The 20,002-nt window shown below is 38.8% G+C and carries 14 protein-coding genes; 13 read left to right on the plus strand and 1 reads right to left on the minus strand.

Annotated features, from left to right (window positions below):
- The first annotated feature begins 13 nt into the window (after nucleotides 1–13).
- The 12 genes from N0B48_RS08450 to N0B48_RS08505 all read left to right on the plus strand — a co-directional run bounded on the left by N0B48_RS08450 (nucleotide 14) and on the right by N0B48_RS08505 (nucleotide 16,699).
- Nucleotides 14–4,246, plus strand: coding sequence for a beta-ketoacyl synthase N-terminal-like domain-containing protein (locus N0B48_RS08450; protein ID WP_259838238.1), 4,233 nt, complete (start codon nucleotides 14–16; stop codon nucleotides 4,244–4,246).
- Nucleotides 4,234–4,533 carry an acyl carrier protein gene (locus tag N0B48_RS08455; RefSeq protein WP_034728171.1) on the plus strand — a complete coding sequence of 100 codons (300 nt, stop codon included), beginning with the start codon at nucleotides 4,234–4,236 and terminating at the stop codon, nucleotides 4,531–4,533. Before N0B48_RS08450 ends, N0B48_RS08455 begins: the two co-directional genes overlap by 13 nt.
- Nucleotides 4,524–5,318 (plus strand): alpha/beta fold hydrolase, encoded by a 795-nt coding sequence (locus N0B48_RS08460; RefSeq protein ID WP_259838242.1) that lies wholly within the window; start codon nucleotides 4,524–4,526, stop codon nucleotides 5,316–5,318. The genes N0B48_RS08455 and N0B48_RS08460 overlap by 10 nt, the downstream gene beginning before the upstream one ends.
- Entirely contained in the window at nucleotides 5,311–7,716 is a 2,406-nt protein-coding gene (locus N0B48_RS08465) for a glycosyltransferase (protein WP_259838244.1), read from the plus strand. Before N0B48_RS08460 ends, N0B48_RS08465 begins: the two co-directional genes overlap by 8 nt.
- 4 nt (nucleotides 7,717–7,720) lie before the next feature.
- Nucleotides 7,721–8,992, plus strand: coding sequence for a condensation domain-containing protein (locus tag N0B48_RS08470; protein ID WP_259838246.1), 1,272 nt, complete (start codon nucleotides 7,721–7,723; stop codon nucleotides 8,990–8,992).
- Entirely contained in the window at nucleotides 8,989–10,242 is a 1,254-nt protein-coding gene (locus N0B48_RS08475) for a phthiocerol/phthiodiolone dimycocerosyl transferase family protein (RefSeq protein ID WP_259838248.1), read from the plus strand. Before N0B48_RS08470 ends, N0B48_RS08475 begins: the two co-directional genes overlap by 4 nt.
- The gene (locus tag N0B48_RS08480) at nucleotides 10,239–10,793 is read left to right on the plus strand and encodes a hypothetical protein (protein WP_259838250.1); all 555 of its coding nucleotides are present in this window, start codon (nucleotides 10,239–10,241) and stop codon (nucleotides 10,791–10,793) included. Before N0B48_RS08475 ends, N0B48_RS08480 begins: the two co-directional genes overlap by 4 nt.
- 746 nt (nucleotides 10,794–11,539) lie before the next feature.
- The gene (locus N0B48_RS08485) at nucleotides 11,540–13,333 is read left to right on the plus strand and encodes an RCC1 domain-containing protein (protein ID WP_259838251.1); all 1,794 of its coding nucleotides are present in this window, start codon (nucleotides 11,540–11,542) and stop codon (nucleotides 13,331–13,333) included.
- A gap of 256 nt (nucleotides 13,334–13,589) precedes the next feature.
- Nucleotides 13,590–13,859: a T9SS type A sorting domain-containing protein gene (locus N0B48_RS08490; RefSeq protein WP_259838253.1), complete on the plus strand. Its 270-nt coding sequence runs from the start codon at nucleotides 13,590–13,592 to the stop codon at nucleotides 13,857–13,859.
- Between the two features lie 321 nt (nucleotides 13,860–14,180).
- On the plus strand, nucleotides 14,181–15,167 hold the full coding sequence (locus N0B48_RS08495) for a phosphotransferase (protein ID WP_259838255.1): 987 nt from the start codon (nucleotides 14,181–14,183) through the stop codon (nucleotides 15,165–15,167).
- A gap of 447 nt (nucleotides 15,168–15,614) precedes the next feature.
- On the plus strand, nucleotides 15,615–15,854 hold the full coding sequence (locus N0B48_RS08500; RefSeq protein ID WP_259838256.1) for a hypothetical protein: 240 nt from the start codon (nucleotides 15,615–15,617) through the stop codon (nucleotides 15,852–15,854).
- 62 nt (nucleotides 15,855–15,916) lie between these two features.
- Nucleotides 15,917–16,699 (plus strand): GLPGLI family protein, encoded by a 783-nt coding sequence (locus N0B48_RS08505; protein WP_259838257.1) that lies wholly within the window; start codon nucleotides 15,917–15,919, stop codon nucleotides 16,697–16,699.
- Nucleotides 16,700–17,333: 634 nt separating this feature from the next.
- On the opposite strand, the gene N0B48_RS08510 is transcribed toward N0B48_RS08505, so the two are convergent.
- The gene (locus N0B48_RS08510) at nucleotides 17,334–18,260 is read right to left on the minus strand and encodes a hypothetical protein (RefSeq protein WP_259838258.1); all 927 of its coding nucleotides are present in this window, start codon (nucleotides 18,258–18,260) and stop codon (nucleotides 17,334–17,336) included.
- Nucleotides 18,261–19,002: 742 nt separating this feature from the next.
- Between N0B48_RS08510 and N0B48_RS08515 the strand changes: the two genes are divergently transcribed.
- Nucleotides 19,003–20,001 (plus strand): terpene synthase family protein, encoded by a 999-nt coding sequence (locus N0B48_RS08515; RefSeq protein ID WP_259838259.1) that lies wholly within the window; start codon nucleotides 19,003–19,005, stop codon nucleotides 19,999–20,001.
- Nucleotide 20,002 lies beyond the last annotated feature (1 nt).

Below are 20,002 nucleotides of genomic sequence, written 5' to 3' on the forward strand. Positions count from 1 at the left end.
GTATACGATAACTATGAAAAAAACAGATGTTGCTGTTATTGGCTTATCCTGTGTCTTTCCCGGGGCACAGGATGCCCATACTTTTTGGCAGAATATTGTCAATAAGGTAGATTCTACCCAATCGGCTCCTGCTGATAGGATTGATCCTGTACACTTTAGTGATGCTACCAGTCCTGTCGACAGATTTTACTGTCAGCGCGGTGGATTTATTTCAGATTATGAATTTGATCCGACAGCTTTTGGAATTCTCCCGTTAGCAGTAGAAGGCACCGAGCCGGATCATTTATTAACCCTCGATCTGGTGCAGAAAGCCCTGGAGGATGCCGGTGTATTTCAAAAGGGAACTTCTCTTGAGAAAACGGGTATCATTATCGGTAAAGGAAACTATACAGGTCCCGGAGCAACGCGTGCTATTGAAATCGTGCGCACTGGAGAACAAATTTCTTCGCTGTTGCAGGAATTACTGCCTCAGGTATCTTCAGCGGATATTGAAAAGGTGAAGCATGCTTTCCAGGAGCGAAAAGGGCGTTTTGCTGCAGATACAGCCATGGGATTGATTCCCAATCTGGTTGCCTCTTTAGTCGCGAACAGGTTTAATCTGGGAGGTGCTGCATTCACAGTAGATGCTGCCTGTGCCAGTGCCCTGATTGCAGTAGATCATGCCGTTCAGGAACTCAACCGTGGCCGTTGTGATATGGTCATTGCAGGAGGTGTGCATACCGGACAGAATGCTGCTTTCTGGAGTATTTTTGCCCAGTTGGGAGCTTTGTCTCATCAACAGCAGATCAAGCCGTTCAGTATGGATGCAGACGGATTATTAATTGGTGAAGGCTGTGGTTTTGTCGTGTTAAAACGAATGGAAGATGCAGTCCGTGATCAGGATAAAATCTACGCCGTGATCAAAGGTGTTGGAGTAAGCAGCGATGGGAATGGAACCAGCGTGATGAGCCCGTCCGTTAAAGGTCAGCTTAAAGCTTTACAACAGGCCTGGATCAATGCGGATCTGGATGAAAAACAGATCGGTTATCTGGAGGCTCATGGTACAGGAACACCACTTGGAGATAAAACAGAACTTCAGACCTTAGCCCAGTTTTTCACCAAAGAAGAAACAACGCAGGCTGCAGGAATCGGATCTGTTAAATCCAATATCGGACATGCTATGCCGGCTGCCGGGATCGCAGGTTTAATCAAGACTTGTCTGGCGCTTCATCATGATACTTTACCGCCTACATTATATTGTGAAAATCCAATTGCAGATATGGAGCAGACCCGTTTTGCTCCGGTACAGGAACCGAAAAGCTGGTCAAAGACAGGCTTGCCGAAAGTAGCGGCAGTCAATGCCTTCGGATTTGGAGGAATCAATGCACACGTCGTTCTTGAAGGCTATGATATGCCTAAAAAAGATCGCGTTTTAGTATTGGCAAGACCTACCCATGAAGAATTACTTTCAGCTTTAAAGAACAACGAAAACAGAGTAGGAGAAGGGGATTACCGCATTGCGTTATTCGACCCGACCCCTGAAAGAATAGAAAAAGCGACTAAAATTGTAGCTAAAAATAATCCATGGCGCAATAAACAGGATATCTGGTACACCAACACGCCTTTACTGAAAGATGGAGGTAAAATCGCCTTTGTATTTCCGGGTCTGGATGGCCTTGCGAAAGGGGAAGTTGATAGTGTGAGCCGTTATTTTGGATTAACCGAGCCTATCGAAACAGAAGGGGAAGGTTTATTAAGGGATGCATTGGGAATTTTCAACAAATGCAGTATCCTTGATAACGCCCTGAAAAAACTGGGAATTGTTCCGGATATGAACGCGGGACACAGCTTGGGAGAATGGCTGGCAGGATATTCCTCAGAACTGGCAGAAGTGAATTCTGTTAAAGCTTTGATCGATGTTCTGAATCCGGAAACCTTTGAATTAAAAGATTCCAGATTTATTGCGATCGGAGCGGGGATTGATGCGGTGAAGCCTTTTATCGATACCATTCCCAATCTTTATATTTCCAATGACAACTGTCCCAATCAGGTGATCCTTTGTGGCAGTAATGCTGCTTTGGATGAACTGGTTCCACTGTTGAAATCAAAACAGATCTTTCATCAGATCCTGCCGTTCCAGTCCGGTTTTCACTCACCGTTTATCGCTGATAAACTGGATGTGATTTTAGCAGGAATGGAAAAAGCGCAGTTTCAACAGACGAAAATCCCATTGTGGTCTGCAACGACTTTAGAGCCGTACCCTGCCGATCAGGATGCGATCAGAAAACTAAGTGCCGAGCATTTGGTGCAGCCGGTCCGTTTCCGTGAACTGACGGATAAACTGTATGAAGAAGGCGCAAAATTCTTTATTCAGATAGGAACCGGAGGACTGATTGGGTTTATTGATGATACGTTAAAAGGAAAAGCATTCAGTACGATTGCTTCCAGTGTTGCTACAAGATCTGCACTGGCTCAGCTGCAGCGTGTGGTAGCCGCATTATTTGTGGAAGGTAAAACCGTTGCATTAGACTTTTTAGAAATACAAAGCCAATCAAAAAAATCATCAGGAAAGGGAATCAAATTACAGTTAGGTTCGCCGATTATCCGTGATTTTAAAGAAATTCAAAATCTGGCGCAGTCTTTCGAGATGCCAAAACAAAATACGGTTTCAGCGACGGTGGCTAAGACCGGTCATCCTCTTGTTCAGGCTTTCCAGGAAAATATCACCGATATGATCCGGATGCAGGAAGAAGTACTGACCCTGTTTCAAAACCGTCCGGAAATTACACTTCTCAGACCTGTAGCTCCTAAAGCAGCAATAAGCAAAAATTTCTCAAAACTTTTGTATGTCACTCTAGATACGCATCCTTACCTCATCGATCACAGTTTATTGAGACAGCCGAAAGGATGGACCAATGTCTCTGATATGGAACCGGTGATCCCAATGACCATGATTTTTGAGCAATTAGCAGAAATAGCACAGGCTGAAATACCGGGAACCCGCGTTCATAAAATCATGAATGTAAGTGTGTTTCAATGGATGAATGTAGCTAAACCTTTTGAAAAAACGGTCAAAGGAGAATGGCGTTCCAATAACCATGCTTACCTTGATATCGAGAACTTTGCCAATGCAGAAGTCTTACTGGCTTCATCTGCACCTGCTGTTCCTGCCTTTAACCTGGCAATCGGGGATCTTCTGCCTATTGAAAGAACACCCGAAGAGATCTATGATAAACATATGTTCCATGGAGAACTCTACCAGGGAATTACCGAGATTTCAGCAGTAGGAACGAAAGGAATTGTAGGGAAAATTAAAGGAAACGGTGGAAAAGGATCTTTACTGGATAATGCCGGACAGTTATTCGGATTGTGGCTGCAGCTTACCCTGACCAAAGACCGTATTGCTTTCCCTGTGAAAATCAGAGATATTGAATTCTTTGATGATATGGAAGATCAGGACGGCCTTTTTGAATGTACCTGCATCCTTACCGAACTCAATGAAGAATTTGCCATTGCCGATATCATCCTCAAAAGAGACGGAAAAGTATGGTGCGCGATTACAGGCTGGCAAAACCGACGACTGGAAATTGATGAACCGCTGTGGAATGTTTCCATGTCGCCTTTGCATAACCGTCTTTCGGAGGAAATAGCTCCTGAAGTATTTTTCTTTCATCAAGCGTATACCAGAGTGGCTTCGTGGGATTTTATTCTCAAAAGATATTTCAACCAGACGGAAAAACTACATCATCAGCAGTTGTTTCCCAATAAACGAAAAGAATGGATGGTGAGCCGTGTAGCCGTAAAAGATGCCGTACGAAATCTTCTCCGTGAAAAGAAAAATTACCCTTGCTTTCCCATCACTTTTGAAATAGGAAAGGATGAAGTCGGAAAACCTTATCTGATAGGCGATGCCACAGAAGATATCCATATTTCTTTAGCCCATAAAGAAAAGGATGCGGTAGGTATTGCACGACAAGGCGGCCCGGTGGGAATCGACATGGAGATTATGGAAGAACGAAGCTCCGGATTTTATGACCTGGTATTTACCGATCATGAATTAACCTTATTAAAAGACAGAGATCAGGCAGAATGGACCACCAGATTCTGGGTAGCCAAAGAAGCGTACGGAAAGTTTCTTGGAACCGGACTGAAAGGAAATCCAAAAGCCATTGAAATCACCCATATCGAGGGAGATCATGTATGGATCAACCAAACTGAAATAAAAACGATTAAACATAAAAAATATATTATCGGATGGACACTATAAACAACACATTAAAATTGAATCACGAAGAATTGTTCACTCTTTTAAAAGGTTTTATTACGGAAGTGATAGGCGCTGAATTTGTAGAGGAAATGGATATCACTCCGGACAGTTCATTCACGAAAGACCTGGAAATGGACAGTATAGAAATCGTTTCTTTTTCCGAGAAGATCAAAGCGCATTTCGGAGATCAGATTGACTTCACGGGATGGCTGTCTTCTATGGACTTAGACGAACTGATCAACCTTGATCTCCGTATGATCATCAATTATATCTACGAATGCCAATAATCAATATAAACCATAAACAGGTTCATATTCAGGAACTCAACAAAGGGGCTGAACAGACGGTGGTGCTTATCCACGGGATGTTCAGCAACCTCTCCATTTATTATTTTAATATTGCCCCGATTCTGGCCAAGCATTTCCACGTGGTGATGTACGATTTGAAAAGTCACGGCATGAGCGAGCGTTTTACAGATGGCTACGATCTGGAAAGTATGTCATCTGATTTACTGGCTTTGATGGATGTTTTAAACCTTAAAAAAGTACATTTGGCCGGGTACAGTTTCGGAGGACTTATTGCTTTGAAAACAGCACTGAAAGCACCGGAACGTGTCAGTCAGCTGGTCGTTATAGAAGCCCCGGATCCTCAGGACGAAAAGGCCCGTAACATCATTGATGAATACAGTAAAGAATTCCTTGAGCATTATGTGGCCAATTTTACGGACACCACCAAAGTGCAGATGGGCAAAAGGCAGATGGAGAAAAACCACCGGATGTATGAATTCCTGTTTGAAAAGACCAGCATCAAAGCAGATATGATCAGGGAAAAACATTTTCTGGGGGAAGCGAATTTCTCAGAACTGGATACACCCACACTTTTGCTTTACGGATCCGAATCGAACTGTAAACCTACAGGGGAATGGCTGAAAACGCAGATCATTCCGTCTGAGCTGGAACTGATTCCCGGTGATCACAATGTCCCGATCCAGAAACCTGTTCAGATCGCAGAATCGATGGTTCATTTTTTATCTCAATCATTATCTAACGCATTAACACAAAATCATGGCTAAATTTGTATTTGTTGTTCCACCATTGACAGGCCATGTCAATCCGACCTTAAGCATCGGCGCAGAATTACTGCAAAGAGGACATAAAGTGGCCTGGATCAGTCTTGACAAAAATTTAAGTACAAAACTTCCTGTCGGGGGAGAACTTTTGCTCATTCAATATGACCAAACCGACGAGGAGAAAAGAGAAAGTGAGAGCTATCTCGATATTATTTCTAAAAAAGTAGTGTACGGTATCGACAGTATTAAGTTTCTTTACGATGACGTATTGATTCCTTTAAACAGACATTGCTACAATGGAATCGTTACCTTACTAAAACAATATCAACCCGATATGGTGATTGGAGATCATCAGTTATTTGCGGCCGCTATTGCTGCTAAAAAACTGAATCTTCCCTACAGCACATCCGTTACCGCTCCGGCCGCCATTAAAATGATGGACGAGCTGCCTAAAGTACACGAATGGGAAGTCAATAAAATCATTGATCTGCAGAAAGAACTGGGAGTAACGGAAAACCGTTCGTTGGCTTCTTCCGATCTGTTGACGCTTGTTTTAACTTCAAAATATTTCTTTGGCGAAATGGATCTTCCGGAAAATTATCAGTTCACGGGACCTGTTCTTATGGAACGCCGCATCTCCTGTGAATTTGATTGGGACAGATTGAAAAGCAGTACCCACAAAAAGATCCTGGTAAGCATCGGAACCACTTTCGATCATGATCATAAAAAAGCGTTCTTCCAAAAAGTAGTGGATGCCTTTAAAGATGAAGATCTGACCGTTGTATTAGTCTCTGATCCGCAGCTTTTTGACAGCTGGCCGGAAAACTTTATGGTCTATAATCAGGTTCCGCAACTGGATCTCTTGCCTTATCTGGATGGAGTTGTTTGCCACGGTGGTCACAATACCGTTTCTGAAGCCCTTTCCAACGGTCTTCCACTGGTTGTGATCCCGATTGCGTATGATCAGTCTCATGTGGCAGGGCGTGTAGTGCGTACCGGAGCAGGAGAGCGTCTTAATTTTAACAGATTTAAATCCCATCATTTAAACGAAGCCGTGAAAAATATCTTAAATCATTCAGAATATAAAGAAGCTGCTGAAAAGGTTCGTGAGTCTTTCACCGAAGCCGGAGGTACAGCCACTGCAGCCAATTTGCTTGAAAAAGTATTAATCCCTGCTGATGAAACCATAAAGCCAGGGTCTAAATTTTTATTTGTGATCCCGCCGTTTTTTGGACATATCAGCCCGACATTAAGTGTAGGAGCCAGCCTGATCGCCCGTGGACATGAAGTGAAATGGTTTGGAATTACTCCATTGGATATCAAACATATTCCGGAAGGAGGAAGCTATTTTTATCCTGAAGAAGATCTTATTCCGTTTCAGGAGGATATTAAACGTATTTTAAAGAGACAGGATGACGGGCCTGCCTGTTCAGGACCTGAGGTGATGAAGCTTGCACTGGAAGAAACCTATGTTCCGTTTGCCAAAATGATGATGCCCGGATTGGAGCGTCTGATGGAAAGCTGGAAACCGGATGTTCTGGTGAATGACTGTATCACTTTCGGAGGAGCTCTTTTTGCCCACAAACATCATATTCCGTGTGTAACGACTACGCCTGTTCCTCCCGATGTAATGGGCGATACCGCGACTCATGCACCCAAAATATTCGAATGGCAGCAAAACCTGATCAAAGATCTTCAAAAAGAAGTGGGGATCAATGATGAAGGGATTTTTATCCATTCCAATAAGCTGAATCTGGTCTTCACATCACAGACTTTTGCGGATTTTGAGACCGTTCCTTCCCATATGAGATTTGTAGGTCCGGTAAAAGGACGTCCGAATCCGGCTCCTTTTGACTGGGAAAAACTGGAAGCATCTACAACACCGAAAATATTTGTATCACTCGGGACTTTGTTGGTAGACATCCGGAAAGCCTTTTTTGAAAAGGTGATTGCTGCTTTTGCAGATCAGCCTGTAACAGTTATCGCGGCAACTCCGCCGGACATATTTGATGAATGGCCTTCTAATTTTATTGTGAACGGTTTTGTGCCTCAATCTGCATTGATGCCTCATATGGATGCAGTGATCTGTCACGGTGGTTTTAATACCGTAAATGATACATTCACCAATGGATTACCGATGCTCATTACGCCTATTGCTTACGACCATTTTCATATTGCTAAATTAATTGAAAAAGCAGGTTGCGGAATCAGCATCCGATACAAACGATTGCGTGTTGAAGCTCTTCGTGAAACCGTTTTTGAATTGCTGGAAAATCCTGCCTACAGAAACGCAGCGAAAGAGGTTCAGACGAACTTACTGAATGCCGGCGGTAATGACCGTGCAGTAGAGCTTTTGGAAGATTTTGTAGAACAACATCGTTCAACATTAGTTATGGTATAAGCCTATGAAAAGAAAATTGTTATTTGGTGAGCGCATGCTGCTGGGCGACGGAACAGAACCTTTCAATGCGGTGATTCCGTTCCGGTTGCGCGGAACCTTTAAAGAGGAAAATATTCAACATGCCCTGAATCAGATTCAGCGCAAGCATCCGTGGTTGAGAGCACTCATCAGCCATGATGAAAACAATATTCCGTGGTTTGAAGTTCCGGAAAGACGTCTGCCGATCCCGATACGGATAGTGACCCGAAAAGGGGAAGATGACTGGAAAGAAGAGTCCGGGAAAGAGTGGAAAACCTTATTTAATTACGGAGAATTACCGCTGATCCGGTTTGTATGGATCAAAGGAGAAGAGATTTCAGATATGCTTTTTTCTTTCCATCACTGTTTATGCGATGGCGGTTCTGCGATGGCTTTCCTGTATGAATTTTTACAGCTGCTGGATCGTCCTTCTGCAGAAATTGGGGTTGAAAATCCCATACTCGGAATTCAGGATGTGGTTCCTGCTGAGATTTTAACGAACCGCAAACAAAAATTGAAAGCGAAAGTGATCGGAAGACTGGCAGCAACAGCCATCAAATGTATTCCTGTCAACAAAAAAGCCACTGACCGACAAAACGATTATCTGATCCACTGGAAATTTGATAAAGAGATGAGTCAGGAACTGATTGCTTACTGTAAATCACAGGAAGTTACGGTTAATACTTTCCTGAGTGCGGCGGTGCTTCAGGCATTTAAAAAAGTGAGAGGGGCAGCGGCTTTCAATAAAGTTTCGTGTCCGGTTGATATCAGACGTTTTGCAAAGCAGATCAAAGAGGATCATATTTTTGCTTTCGGACTGATGATCGTGGTTTCAGCAAATCAAAAAATAAGTTTCTCAGAAAATTTGAGGCTGATGCAGGAATCTGTAGAACGAAAAACCTCCAAACTGAATCCTTATATTACCATGATGGTGATGGAATCCGCGCATGATGCTTTGAAAAATTTTACGAAGCTGTTGAAGCATGGCAAGTCTTCCAATGACTGTATGTTTTCCAACTTGGGACGAATTCAGATTCCTCATCAATATAAAGAATTTACACTGGATACTATTTTCAGTCCTTCTGTGATCGGTCCTTTGGGCAATACCACAACGATGGTGGCATCAACATTCAGAGGGGAAATGGATTTCTCATTTGTAGGAAGCGAAGGATATTTACCATATGCTGAAGCCTTAGCCATTCGTGATGAGGTGATTCAGACGGTGAAATTACAATTAGACCATATAGCAGTATTATGATCAGGCGAAATTTAATGATGGTAGAACGGATCATGTATGTTGATCCCGAAACACCTGTCAATTGTTTATTTACAACAAAAATCAAGGGAAATATCCCTGAGGAAAACTTCAAGACTGCTTTAGAAAAAATCCAGCAAAAACATCCATTGCTGAGAACGAGAATTGATAACAGCAGTGAAAAGTATCCGTTTTTTATAGAAGAAAAGGAAATCGAACCTATTCCGCTCCGTATTGTTGAGCGAAAAACAGATGATGACTGGCTGCAGGAATCTGAAACTGAATGGAAGCGCATCTTTAAAGACCCGAAGAAACCATTGGCTCAGCTGGTCTGGATCAAAGGAAATGATGTATCTGAAATTCTCTGGGTATTGCCTCACTGTATTTGTGATGGGACTTCACTTATTAATCTGATGAAGGAACTTCTGGGTCTTTTGGATGATCCTTCTTTTGAGATGGATCCTTATTATCTATTCAGTTCTGTAGATGATTTTCTGCCTTTGGATTTCAACATGAAAAAGCAGAAGAGAAAGGCCCGTTTTTATCTGATGATGGGCAGACTTTTTTTTCTCATGCAGCGTAAAAGTAAGATAAGAAATCTTGGTAGCAATTACGTTGTCCATTGGAAACTGAACTCCGCTACAACGGCACAAATAACGGAAAAGTCTAAAGCTCACGGTGTTTCTGTACATGCTTTGCTTTGTTCCTCATTTATGCAGGCTTTTCAGGAGATTCAGGGAAAACAGGCAAAAGGCAAGGTGATCAGCCCTGTTGATGTGCGTCATTTTATTCCGGAGATTAGGCAGGATCATGTATTTGCGTTTGCACCAACCGTTGAATTGTCATTAAAAAAAGGAAGCACGGATGTACTGGAGAATGCCAGACAGATCAAAAAAGATCTGGTAGAAAAAATAGAAAAAATGGAGGCCAGAGAGCTTCTGTGGATGGGTGAACAGATGCATCCGGTTGCTGAACGTATGGTTTCTATGATGAAATCCAGTAAAGGCGGTCATGATGTAACGCTTTCCAATATGGGAAGAATCAATATTCCAAGTGATTATAAAAATTTTAAGGTGGAAACGGTCTTTAGCCCGACGGTTGCTTTTCCATGGCTGAATTCGAATACTTTGGTCGCAACAACGTATAACCAACAAATGGATTTTACGTTGATGTCCAATGAACATTTCTTACCTAAGGAAGAAGCCGTTAAAATTAAAGATAAGGCCATTGAACTTCTGATCTCGTCGCTATGAAATTTAAACTGAAGCCGCCACCTCCAAAAAAACTCAAGAAAACCACCCTGAAACGCTTTTTAATCAAGCGTACAATTTACTATGTCCTTCCGAATGTGTTCTTCAATTTCATTATTGCGTACGCCAGTTTTCAGGAATTAGGATACACGCACTTCTTTTCAGGAACCCAAAATCTGGCCCGGCTGACCCTGCCGATGGCCATATTCTTACCGGTAGTCCTTACCATCGATATTATCAACAGGGTAATCATTGCTGCCGAACAGGGCGCCATTGAATTTACCGTAGATGAACAGCTCAACAAAAAGAAACTGATGATTAAACTGAGCATTTTACACGGACTCATTACCGGATTACTGGTATTGTCTGTCTTGCTTTTTGCGCAGTATGGTCTTTCAAAATATTATAAGCTGGATGCTACGGCGATGGCGGTACTTGTGGGTGTTCTGGCAGGAATTCTTTCTGTCATTTTTGTGTATCTTCCGGTGAGGAGATTGAGGAGATGGATGTACAGGACGGGAGCGGTATTGACCTTGGAAGATAGTGAGTCTTAATTAAACTGTCAAAGAGATCAGCTGAACAGCAAAGCAATGCCAGAATTAGTAATGGGACCTTCCCACTTGCTTTAATAATTTTTTCTTTACGTTAAAAATAAAATCTGCTCATCATAATATTAGCAGACAAATATTAATATGAAGAATTCTATTTAATCTAAAACCTTCTTTTGGATTGATACTTTATATATTTTGCAGTGAATTTACATTAAGTTTAGTTATTTCCCACTTAAAATTCAACAAAAGGGCTATCTCCTGTAGACATTTTACATGTCAGTTTTATATTACTTTGAACTTTAGTTATAGTAGGCCTTGTGCTGTTAGTTTCTAAGTCATTCTTAGTTATTTCATCTCATAAAGGAATATTTGTAACTTAACGTAAATTATGTTAATGCGTTTATGTGGATAGTTGAAGTATTTTTTCAAGATCAATTATTATTTAAAAGCTAGAATAACCTAAAACAATTTAAATATAAAAGAGATTCTATTCTCTGTGTCTAGTAAAACCTTATACATAATATAAATTGATATTTTTTTCTTTTACTATCTCTGTTCGAATTTGAAATTTAAACCCCAAATAGCCAACTTTATTTTTCATAATTCCCATGTTTTTAAAATAATTATTCACTTAATAATGAATTTTATTATCTTTAAGTGTTTGTTTTGTTCATAACTGATTATACGTGAATATACTTCTTCATAATATACTATAATTAAGATTTAAATAACTTTAAAAACAAATTAAAATGAAAAAAATTCTATTCTGTGTTTTGCTGTCGCAAGCACTTTTCTCTCAAGTGGGAATAGGCAATACCGATCCCAAAGGAGCTCTGGATATGAGGGGAACGGCAACAACCAATTTGGGACTTGTACTCCCTCAAACTTCAAATGTAGGTAATGTGACGACTCCAAAAGGAACTCCCGTTCTGGAAGGAACTCTGGTATGGGATAATCAGGATCAATGTGTAAAATTTAAAACAGCCTCTGCATGGTCGAAATGCATGGCATCATTGAACGACATTCCGGACCCTGGTGCATTATCCAGTCTTTCCAGTATTCTCGCAGATGGAAAAACACCGGTAAGGGTAAAAAGAGATACAAAGGGGTATCCACTGTTTTCTTCTGCTACTACGGGACTTGGGTATGTTAATGAATTCAATTCTAATATGTATGGTGCAGGAGCCAATAAAATCACCTATCCTTGTCTTACTAACAAGGTTGGTGCTAATATTAACCCTACTTTTGTGACAACCCTAAAATTTGTAAGTCTTTCTATGGGTGGATATCCTTCAGTATCTGATGAATATCTTTTTTCAGTTGGAGTTACGGATGCGGGAGATGTTTATACCGTGGGATCTAATGAATATGGTCAATTGGGAAGACCAGTTGGGATAGCACTTTTGGATTACACCAAGGTGAATGATGCAATTGAGGGACTCGCAGCTAATGAAAAAATAATAAAAGTAATTGCGGGAGGTGCAGATATTGCCTTACTTTCCAATCAGGGGAATGTTTATATGGCTGGATCTACTCGTTATGGACAGGCTGGCAACGGATCTAATGCCAACGACTACCAGCCCACTTTCAAGAAAATCCTTTTCAGAACGGATGACGGAACAACAGCCGCAGATAAATTCATTACCAATATTTTTTCAAGCTCCACTATGGGACAGTCTTTTTCAGCTGTTTCTTCTACCAATAAGCTTTTCGCTTGGGGAAGGATTTTTGGAACGGGACTGATTACGAATAAGCCCAGCACTACGGCAGATTACGATGGAAACTTCGGTGAAACCTTTCAAACGGTTGGGTATGACAGCCAAGAAACTACGTACGCAACCAATGTTACCCGAACGTTCGATACTGCTGATCAAATATTAGTTGGCTCCACTGTAAAAAAATTCATTGTTGGTATTGGAAATTCATTTCTGCTGTTAGAGGATGGCAGATTATTTGGATTGGGCTATACAACAGGTCTTTCTGACCCATATATTACAAGCGATGTTACTACCTATACTACCAGTCCTACACTTATGAATGCTGTATTGTATCCACAGGGGAACTATACCAATACATCTCCTCTTGCAGATGATCATAAAATTATTGATATGTCCTTTTCTACCGTCAATCAGTCTGGAGGAGGATTTGTATATGCGGGTAATATAATAGGCAATAGTGGAGGTTACTCTTCAAATAATGGGTTTGCTTATTCAATGGTTATTACTAAAAAGGAGCTTTTTATGAAAGGATACAACTATACTTCTACAAGTTGGGGATCACGTTTAGGAAATAATTGGGATACCCCCTTATTGCCACTCTGGACAAAATTTGATAAGTCTGCTACCGAGTTCAGTAATGCAGAATATGTAGCAGTAGATGCACATATATTAAGATCAACAATAGCTATAAAAAGTCCGGGAGATTCCAATACGGCTGGAGTACGTTTATACAGCTCCGGTCATGGTAAATTTGGTGAAGCAGGATCTAGTGTAAAAGATGGCCTTAACGGTATCTCAATGATCTATAAAGCTGTTACTTATTAATGAGTGAAAAAATATTTATAAAAATAATTAATGGTTAATTTCATGAGGCATACTTTCGGATAAATTTCCCATCGATCTGAGAGAATATGCAACGTAAAATATAAATGATGAAGAAAAATATCATGAAGATAGGTTGTCTGGAAGCAGGCAACCTATTTCTTTTGTCATGGAAAGGATTTTTTTGAATTCCTATTATCAATGGAATCTGATGAAGTGAAACGTTCATTAGAAAATAGGGTGAAAATCAGTAGATTTTATGGTGAAAGTAGACTACAATATGAATTTTTTACATACTGATTCTTCAGTTCTGACTCCTGAACTCAGATTATTTCCAAATCCTGTTACAGATATTCTTTATATGACAGGGATGAAGGATGATCAATTTGTGATTTATAATGCTGCCGGACAGGAAGTTAAGGCAGGTTCTTATACAGCAGGAAAAGGGATTCAGGTTCAGGATGTCAGCAAAGGAAGCTATTGGCTGAAACTTGAGCGTTCAAAAGCTGTTCAGTTTATAAAAAAATAAAGAATTGATATACTTTATACGGCTAATTTACGCTGTTTAAAGTATTCATAAGTTTAAAACAAAAATAGGCTTGATAGTAGTGTTCAAGCCTATTTTTATGCAATTTTTCTTTATTTAAAATTAATTATTTCTCGAAAAATCTCTACTTTTAAATGCTACTGTTTTTTGAAGATTACAGTATCAATAAATGATAACATATTAAATTCTTTAAGATCTTCAGATCTTAGTTCATAAATATTAATTTCAATCAAATATAGTGAGATTAGCGTAACTTTGTTTTGTATATTTCAATTAGCCACAATTAAACCAGAACGAAACCCAATGACAACTTTCCCAGTAATTGCTTCTACATTATCAGAAAAGGATTTAGGTAACTTTATAATCGAAAAATACAATCTAAATAGCAATTTTGAATGTAAATTATTTAGGACGGGAGTAAATCACACTTATTTCATCTCAGATTCAAATACAAAATATGTTGTTAGAGTTTACTGCCATAATTGGCGAAGTAAAACTGAAATTACAGAAGAATTAAAGCTCTTAAAAACACTCAAAAGCAACAATCTTTCTGTTTCGTTTCCAATTTCTGATAAAAACGATGAATTAATTCATGAAGTTAATGCTCCTGAAGGAATTCGTTATGTTGTACTTTTTTCATTTGCAAATGGTGAAAAAAAACGATTTATGACAAATGAGAATTGCTTTGCCGTTGGTTCTCTTATTGCGAAAATTCATAATATAACGGCTGGCAACAAAATTGAGAGAGTGAATTATGATTCTGAAATACTTTTAAGAAAATCGTATAACTATTTAAAACAATTTTTCACTGAAGATTTGAATGCAATGAAATTCTTAAAAGAAATTGGTGAAAAAATATCAAAATCCTTTCAAGAAACGAATTTGAAAGATAGCCAAAAAGGAATTGTTCATCTTGATATTTGGTATGACAATTTCAGCATAAATGCAGAAAATGAAATAACAATATTCGACTTTGATAATTGTGGAAACGGATTACTTGTTTTGGATGTTGGGTATTTTTGCAAACAATTATTTTTCATCGAACAAGACAAAAATCAGTACGAATTAAAAGTCAAAAGTTTTCTAGAGGGTTACAGAGAAGTAAGAGAATTATCGGATAAAGAGATAGACTTAATACCAGAAGCTGGTGCGTCAATTTTTATTTTTTATCTGGGTCTTCAAGCTCAAAGATTTGATTGGTCCAATATATTTCTAACAGAAAACTATCTAAAAATGTTTGTAGGAAGAATAATAGACTGGTGTGATTATTATAAAATCGAAAAGGATTAACAGCGGTTTTACGCAATTGCTGTTTCTGTTATAAAAGGAATTGTATTTTTCATATTTTCGTTCAGTACAGCCGAGTGAACTCAGGTATAATTTCCGCAACCGTCTCAAAGCCACAGAACGTTAGTGATAGATATAAAAAAATCTCAAAAAACGATATGATGGCAAAGAAACATTTATATTCAGCTGATGAAGTAATTAAAGATTCTAAAAAAAGGAAAATTACTTTTCCTGCCAATTGAACATACAATTTATTAATATAACTCTCTATTGATTGAATTTTTTAAACATGTATACTGCAAGATTCCATTGTTTTATAATTTACATATAATAGAATATTTAATTATTTTTTATGATTAATCCATTTTTAATATTATTTTCAACCCACAAAATTTAAATAATTTAATCATGAAAAAATAACTCTTAGTTGCTACTATATGTGTAGCAGGATTGGCAAGCGCAAAAGATGCTGAAATTAAAAACCCTTCAAAAGACAACAAATTGGAGATTAAAGTAGAAAGTAAGGATTCTAAACTAGCTACGAATACTAATTGTTGGACCTATGGAACTGTAATTGGCTGTACAAACGAAATGGTTACTGATACAGTTTGTGGCGAAACTTACGCTGAAGCTCAGGAATGTATGGACCACAATGCAGCATTGATGAACGAGTTTTTCTGTGGTAATTAATAATTACAACAAATCACATTATTATTTACAGCCTTAATGATTGTAAATTTATTTTAACTACAATGAAATTAATATACATCACCTTTTTATTATTCTTCGGATTAATCCATTCGCAAGAAATTGATAGTTCAAGAATAGAATGTAAATATTTTACAAAATTCCTTATTGACACAACAGATATAAGTACAAGTAAAGAAGAAATGACTTCCCTTTTAATTGGAGATAGAATATCACTTTTTAAAAGTGATGCAAAAGCTACGTTTGATAGTCTTTCGAGAAATAATGTTGCTGAATCTATGCGGAAAGGAGGAAATATAGTAATTGATTTTTCAAATATACCGAAGGCATATTTTATTCAAGAAGTTTTATATAAAAAAAATAAAGCTACGATTTATGATAAAATTTTAAAAAATGTTTTCGCTTTTGAATCACAGAATAAGATAAATTGGAAATTAATTGATGAAACAAAAACAATTTCAAACTATATATGTAAAAAAGCGGTTGGCAAGTATGGGAAAAGAATAGTTACTGCTTGGTACACCCAGGAAATTCCATTTCAGGAAGGTCCTTATAATTTCAAAGGTTTACCAGGTTTGATAGTAGAAGCTTATGATGATAAAAATTTTTATCATTTTATCCTAAAAAGTTTAAAAAAAATAAATAAACCTATTATTCCTATAAAAGATTGTATAGAAACAGACTATACTAAATTTTCAAAAAAAAGACATGATTTTAAGGAAGATCCAATTGGTGCTTTTAATGTTGCTACAGGAAGAACTGTAACAAAAGATCAGCAAGCAAGGATTATTAAATTACATCAGAGTAAAAATAATTATCTAGAATAAATAACCTATTTATGGTTTAATCTTTTGATTTAAAAATCTAAAAAAAACGATAAATATATTGGGAAATTCTTACATGACCTGCGTGTATTTCAACGACAATATAAATTGAAAAGCTCTATACCTGAACAATAAAAGTCAAGTTTTTGGGAATTGGCTTTGCCAATGAAAATAGGGGAGTATCTCTTCCCAATTCCCTCTACTCATTCCAGAAGTTCCTCCAGCCACTTCCCCAACCGTCTCCATCCACTTCCGGAACCCCTCCAGCCCGTTACGCAAGTGGTTTTGCCCTGTTAGATAAGGGCCTCGATCCGGTTACCCAACCCCATCGAGGCCCTTCCGAAGTGTCTCTACACCGTTGTATAAGTACCTCCTGGCTCTTCCGAAGGGCGTAGACCCCCTTACCCAACCCCCTGAACCCCCTTAGGTAAGGGGGTAAAATCCTTTATTAACGGGATTTTTTGCAAACATGCAGAAAGCCCGCAAAATCTTATGTAAACATGAGAATAGGAGAGAGGCTCTTTGCTCTCGGGTTCATACGATATTAAAATGTTCAACCGAACTGAAAAAAGAAAAACCAACTTGTAAAAGTTGGTTTTTTATGTTGTTCCTAAAAAATTGGATACCTTTTTTAAATCTAAAATTTCTCTGCAGGCTGTATCGTTAATGTGTCGTCTTTCCTGAAAAACAAGAGCCAGATCCAAACAAAAAATGCCAGTATAAAAGAAATAATAATACTCTGATAAAAGAAGTCTTTGGCGGCGGCGTTGGTTTGAAACTCCCCGATGGCCTGATTGATCGTTAAACCCTGTTTTACCAGTAAGGTAATGACCGTAGTAAAGTTGGCAAGAAGGATGCTTATGATGTTTGTAAGAACAATAATATACCTGGTGAGTTTTCCTTGCAGTCCTTTGAAATAATCATAGCCTATAATTCCGAGGAATGCGATAGCTAATGCCATTCCGGAGGCCAGTCTTTCAAAATATACCGCACACAAAACCCAAAGGATAATTCCCGGAACTGAAAAAAGAAGTGCGCCTGAAAATCCTGTGAGATAATTTTTTTCTTTTGAAATTCTTTCTTTTTCAATGTCGTGGAACCTACGGTCCTCCTGGCTGAAACAGGTGTCACAAAGTATAATACCCATGTCGTTTAGGTCATAATAGTTGATTCTTTGATCTTTCCCACAGCTATGACATTGGTTTTGCTCTGGTAGGTTGAGTTTTTTGAACAGGTCCACCACAAAGTCGAACAAAGCATAAACCGTCTTCAGTTGAGTAAGCGTTACGTTTTCAATGAATTTAAAGAAAATCTCATGGTCGCTAATTTCAAAGGAGGTAAACTTTAATTTTCTTTTGTTGTTGGTTAATTCTGTTTTGATGAGCAGCTTTTGTTCTTCTGTTAAGCCGCCGGTGGTCGCCGTTACCAATTTGAATTGAGGTGTGGTGATTAAACTTGCATCTGAAACGTTGAAAAAGTACCCTTTGTAAAGTCCAAATACACTGTCTTTTGTTTTATACCAGCCAAGGTCTTTGGCTATTTTTTTTGCCTTTGGAAAAATCATTTGTAATCTTTTAATGTATGAGTGGTCTTACAGGTTTAAAGCTGCTATGAAATGGCAGATCCCCTCGTTTGAGTGAGCGCCATGTTCTTTGCCCATTCCTGCACGGCAAATTTAAATTTATTTTCTAATTCATCATCATTATAGAATGTTTAAACTGACGAATATCATCAACTGCAGGAAGGTTTCTTCATAAGACATATTGATTCTCTGTGATCTCAACTGTTTTTTGCTAAGCAATGGAGTGATAAAAAGCGATAAGAAATCAAAAAAAACTGGTGTTTCGGGCTGAAATTAAATGGTTTTACTTCTCTGAAAGGCCTTTAGATACTGCTTGTCAGAATAATATGGTCATTAATATCAAACTTGTGTGAAATAAAATGGATTCGTGTTGTATTTTTTTTTATTTTCATTATTCAAAACTAATACTCTAAAAACATTAACCATAAAACCAAAATCTATGAAAATTATTCTTGAAAATTGGATAATCAGCTAATCTTGATATCCATTTCCTTAGACATATAAAATATACATGGCAATTTGAAACGGATTAGCCATCTCATATCAATCCTGTGCGATTTCGCATCTGCTTTATGAGTAGGTTGGGATTTAAATTTCACGGAATGTTTTTTCTGTATTCCGTTGTTCCATTTTTTCTATACCGTTGACCAGCTATCCATTTTAACGCATCACATTAAAATAATACAATCCTATGTGAAATTAAAAAAACTATAAACCATAAACCATGAACACACTTGAATTACTAAACAAACAATTTAATTACCCGTTCCCGACATTAAAAAATCCCAATGCGGACCAACTCCAGGAGATTACTGAAAACCAATGGATCGATGGGGAATATCTGTGGCTGTATGAGCAGAATCCCGATCTTCGTAAAAAGTACAAGAAAACCAAAACAGCCCATATCGCTGCCCAATGGTTTCCTACAGCAACACCTGAGCGATTCAAACCCATCTGCAGACTGATGCTGTGGACGCTGTACAATGACGATCTGTATGAGGAAAGCGTATCCGGTAATATTAAGAATATTCACGACCAGTCGATTGCAGTTCTGAGTGGTGAAATAAGTGCCGCAGAATCTACCATCCCACTGGGAGCGATGCTGGCTTCATTAAGGCAGGAGCTGCTGCAGTTTATTCCACAGGAATCTATCGTCAGGTTTACAAAAATGATCAGCAGATATTTTACTGGGCTGGAAACTGAGCTCATTTACAAGGAAAAAAAGATGTTTCCCACCATAGAAGAGTGTATTGCATTAAGAGAAAACTCGATCTGCCTGTATCCCTTTCTTCAGCTTACGGAAGTGGAAACGGGAATTGTTCTGCCGCCCGAGATCCACGAGCATCCGGTGATTTGCCGCCTGCAAACCCTTGCCTGTCATCTGGTCACTTATTTCAACGAAGTACAGTCAGTAGTCAAAGACGAAGCAACGGACAGCGTCTATTACAATATTGTGAAAGTCATCCAGCACGAACGCCAGATTTCTCTGGAGGATGCCTGTCTGGAAGATCTGCGGCTTCACAATGAAGATCTGAAAGAATTTGTAGCTCTGCAGGCTTCTTTACCGGATTTTGGGATCTGGCAGGATGCGGTTGTCAATTGGGTCCATTACATGAGCATGGTTCTGAGCGGATGGAAAAATATCTCTACCAAACTCGGCCGTTACAATGCCATGGAATTTCCGGAAGCCAGAGAGCTGAAAGAAAAGCTGAACCAAATATAAA

Origin of the sequence: Chryseobacterium herbae (assembly GCF_025154075.1) — a bacterium.
Lineage (GTDB): Bacteria > Bacteroidota > Bacteroidia > Flavobacteriales > Weeksellaceae > Chryseobacterium > Chryseobacterium herbae.